Origin of the sequence: Vibrio sp. 1F169, from assembly GCF_041439605.1 — a bacterium.
GTDB classification, from domain to species: domain Bacteria; phylum Pseudomonadota; class Gammaproteobacteria; order Enterobacterales; family Vibrionaceae; genus Vibrio; species Vibrio tasmaniensis_A.
In genome coordinates, this window is record NZ_JBGOOI010000144.1 from 1 (window position 1) to 3,136 (window position 3,136).

Annotated in this window: 4 protein-coding genes and 1 pseudogene; 4 read left to right on the plus strand and 1 reads right to left on the minus strand. The window is 38.5% G+C overall.

Going from position 1 to position 3,136, the window contains the following annotated elements; translation table 11 throughout:
• Nucleotides 1-124 precede the first annotated feature (124 nt).
• From ACED53_RS23120 to ACED53_RS23130, 3 genes and pseudogenes are all read left to right on the plus strand, one after another.
• Nucleotides 125-573, plus strand: a pseudogene (locus ACED53_RS23120) (recombinase family protein).
• 287 nt (nucleotides 574-860) lie between these two features.
• A complete protein-coding gene (locus ACED53_RS23125) occupies nucleotides 861-1,073 on the plus strand; it encodes a cold-shock protein (protein ID WP_102258025.1) in 213 nt (70 codons plus the stop codon).
• Between the two features lie 314 nt (nucleotides 1,074-1,387).
• Nucleotides 1,388-1,597, plus strand: coding sequence for a hypothetical protein (locus ACED53_RS23130; protein ID WP_016800083.1), 210 nt, complete (start codon nucleotides 1,388-1,390; stop codon nucleotides 1,595-1,597).
• A gap of 285 nt (nucleotides 1,598-1,882) precedes the next feature.
• Here ACED53_RS23130 and ACED53_RS23135 read toward each other — a convergent pair whose 3' ends face one another.
• Complete coding sequence (locus ACED53_RS23135) at nucleotides 1,883-2,140, minus strand: hypothetical protein (protein ID WP_016800084.1); 258 nt, start codon at nucleotides 2,138-2,140, stop codon at nucleotides 1,883-1,885.
• A 175-nt stretch (nucleotides 2,141-2,315) separates the two neighbouring features.
• On the opposite strand from ACED53_RS23135, the gene ACED53_RS23140 reads away from it, so the two are divergent.
• On the plus strand, nucleotides 2,316-2,951 hold the full coding sequence (locus ACED53_RS23140; RefSeq protein WP_017103703.1) for a recombinase family protein: 636 nt from the start codon (nucleotides 2,316-2,318) through the stop codon (nucleotides 2,949-2,951).
• Nucleotides 2,952-3,136 lie beyond the last annotated feature (185 nt).

Below are 3,136 nucleotides of genomic sequence, written 5' to 3' on the forward strand. Positions count from 1 at the left end.
GCTGATCAGATCGTAGGTTCTTGATTTAGTTCCATTGAATTACGCAACAAAGCCCAGTTAGTCTTTTAAATGTATATGTACACTTAATTAAAACTATCTTAATGTTCACTTTAGGGTTCATTTCATGAAAATTGGCTATGTCCGTGTCAGTATTCAAGACCAAACGCTCGACGTTCAACTTGAACAGGTTAAAGCTATAGGTTATGAAAAATTCACCAAGAGCAAGCGAGGGGGGGGAATCCCCAGAGAGAGAACTGCTTAACCTGTTGCTGGACTTTGCGAGGGAAGGGGATGTTATTCACGTTACTAAAGTCGACCGTATTTTGATCGTAATACCATTGATGCTTTGCAAATTGCTGAGCAGCTAGCGAGAAAGAAAGCCGGTTTGGTCTTTCATTACTTGGGCGATTTGGATATTAACAGTGATGTGGGCAGAGCGCGCGCTCAGAAGGGAGGCACCTCTAAGACGCTCACCAACTCATTCAAGAGATTGCAAACCAAAGGCATGAATAAACTGAGCTCAGTAAAGAGTTAGGGTGTAGTCGGACGACTGTTTATAAGGTCTCGGGATAAAAGTGTAGGTGAATTTGTAAAAAATCGTATTTTGCAGGGCAGCAGGAAGATATATGTTAACTTCAAATTAAACCTTTACAAAAACGAGATAATGGATAATAATGTCATCGCTCTGTTGTTCAGAGTTATTAAATGAAACATCAAGTTGTAAAAGTAAAACCCTCAGAATTCCTCGTTATTGTTGTTTTCCTCAGTGTTTCCCTTAGCTTCATAGATACATTAAATAATTCCAGCTCTCAGCGCATCGCATTTTGCGATTAATTTTTATCTTATATAAGGGACACAATATGTCTAACAAAACAAATGGCGTAGTAAAATGGTTTAACGAAGAGAAAGGTTTTGGTTTTCTAACTCAAGACAACGGCGGTGCTGACGTATTCGTTCACTTCCGTGCTATCGCATCTGAAGGTTTCAAGACTCTTAAAGAAGGCCAACAAGTGTCTTTCGAAGTAGAGCAAGGCCAAAAAGGTCTTCAAGCTGCAAACGTTGTAGCTGCATAAGATTTTAAGTAGGCGCGAGCGGAGATACCGCTTGCGTCACTTCCCCCCATCTTAGAGTACTTATTTATAACTCCCCACGAAAATATCCAATATTCTCCCAATACTTTTTGTATTTGTCGTTACGTTTCTTATTTACTTCGTTTTTATAAATAAAATTATTAATATATCTCAATAGTAGTATCTCTAAAAGACTGCTAGCTTCGTTATATCTAACGAAAATAAATAAGGATCAACCATGTCTCGAACAACAGGCCGTAAACTTTTTTGGTTTCAACAACAAAAGAAAAAAACGATAAATAATAAATAGGAATAGTATGAAGATCACATTTAATTTATTTAAAGATAACCTCTCTTGGGGTGGGATTATTCACCAACTTAATGGTGATGTTTTAAGGCGCCACGTGTTAGTGAGCGGAAACGTGGATGATATGAATATTAAATTTTCATACTGCGAAACGACTTTAACAGGCAGCATTACTGATCAACATGATTGTGTACTTGGTGATTTTAGTATTTTGGCTTAAATCTAAAGCACAGGCTTGTAATTAAGCTTACTAATAATTGATTACACAGTTGTCCGACTGAACTCTAACTCTTTGTTGATTGTGTGCTTGATATCTTGCTCCGTAGGCTATTGACTACTTTGGTAAAGCGGCTTGTTAGGAAATCGGTCGACATGCATTCCTCGGCTCGTAATCGCCCCCTGATTTCATTGTAATACAGCAAGATGCGCTTCTTCATATTTCAGCGGAGGCGGAAATTGTGGTGTAAATGACTCTATATGCACCTATGTTTATAAACCCTAGCCCTTAAAGTGCTTTATCAAATACTTCGGGCGTAATGTTAATATACCAATCTAAATTTACTTTCTTGCGCCTGATTAGCCCTCGCTCCTCAATAATTTCACAAGATACGCGGAAGTTGTTTGGAGGGACCTCTCTCCTAAGAAGTTGGTTAATAGCATGGTTGACCACCGTAGACTTACCTTCTTTGACTCCCTTCACGAATCCCTTTGCCAAACAACTTAATATCTCTTTTTGGATTTGGCTGAGTCTTTGATTTCTCATTTCATATTTTTATTATTCCTTGTAGCAATGATTAAACTTTAAATTTGAGAAGGAGGGTATGTTGTTTGGGTATACCTTATTGTCACTAGTTGAAAATTGCACCTAACCATTAAATGTCATAATATAAATGACATACCTATTTAGATCATAACCTAAAAGTCACTTAATCAAAATTATGTACATATTTGGATACTTAAGAGCATCAACTATCGAACAAGATGCAGAAAGAGCAAAAAAGACCTTATCAGAATTTGTTGAACAAAAAGGACTTCGTATTGCTGCTTGGTATGTTGAGCAAGAATCTGGCGCTTCGTTGCAAAGACCTAAATTACTGCAATTATTAAGTGATGCTAAAAAAGGGGATTTGATCATGATTGAGCAGATTGATCGACTCTCTCGTCTAAATGAATCTAGTTGGTCTAAATTGAAAGAAATGCTGTACGAGAAGGAATTGAAAGTCATTAGCTTGGATTTACCAACTAGTCACATCGCCATGGCTCCTGAAATATCCGATGAGTTCACGAATTCGATGATTAAAGCGATCAATAACATGATGATGGATATGCTCGCGGCGATTTCTCGTAAAGATTACGAAGATCGACGTCGACGCCAAAAGGAAGGCATAGATAAAGCTAAGACAATGGGCAAGTATCGAGGAAGAAGGCCCGATTTAGAGTTGCACGAACAAATCTACAAACTTCGAGTTCTTAAGGAGATGAGCATCAATGAAACAGCTAAGTTTGTGGGAGTGTCACCACGAACGGTCGTTCGTGTCGTCAAAAGAATGAGAGTTGAGCGTAACGAGAGCTAGGCATGTCTCACATCAAGTTGGGCCGGAATCGAGCAATTTTATAGTAGAAAGCGAAGTGATAGCGCTATTCGTGAGGGTTGTCTTCGTAAAGCAGGAGCCTCGCCCTTAAACTAGCAAGGCTTTATACTTTCTCGGCTAATGAGAAAGTTGTGCTAGTTCGTCTTTATTCAATCCTGTGACATCCA

Excerpts from the sequence above, each read along its gene's own strand:
- ACED53_RS23135 (WP_016800084.1), bottom strand. The coding sequence starts at position 2,140 with ATGAGAAATCAAAGACTCAGCCAAATCCAAAAAGAGATATTAAGTTGT.
- ACED53_RS23125 (WP_102258025.1), top strand. The coding sequence starts at position 861 with ATGTCTAACAAAACAAATGGCGTAGTAAAATGGTTTAACGAAGAGAAA.
- ACED53_RS23130 (WP_016800083.1), top strand. The coding sequence starts at position 1,388 with ATGAAGATCACATTTAATTTATTTAAAGATAACCTCTCTTGGGGTGGG.
- ACED53_RS23140 (WP_017103703.1), top strand. The coding sequence starts at position 2,316 with ATGTACATATTTGGATACTTAAGAGCATCAACTATCGAACAAGATGCA.